This is a genomic window from Kurthia sp. Dielmo, assembly GCF_000307285.2.
Classification (GTDB): domain Bacteria; phylum Bacillota; class Bacilli; order Bacillales_A; family Planococcaceae; genus Kurthia; species Kurthia populi.
Genome location: NZ_CAEP01000231.1, coordinates 1 through 224, shown reverse-complemented (window position 1 = coordinate 224; position 224 = coordinate 1). Strand labels below are relative to the sequence as shown.

The following is a 224-nucleotide window of genomic DNA, read 5'->3' as shown; positions in this document are numbered from 1 at the left end:
TTACTTTTTTTGATGGGTATTACAACGGGTTTCAGAGTTTCAGATTTATTGATGTTAAAAGTTCGGGATGTAGAAGGAACACACATTAAAGTTATGGAACAAAAAACAAAAAAAATGAAACGTGTAATTATTTCTCCAGATTTAAAAAAAGTACTTAAAGAATATTTAAAGGATAAGAAGGCGAATGATTATCTTTTTTTGAGTAAAAAAAGACTAAGAGTGGG

General features: G+C 28.1%; 1 protein-coding gene. It reads left to right on the top strand.

Going from position 1 to position 224, the window contains the following annotated elements; translation table 11 throughout:
- The coding region (locus KTHG_RS00395) for a tyrosine-type recombinase/integrase (protein WP_145988284.1) at positions 1-224 on the top strand (224 nt) is incomplete at both ends.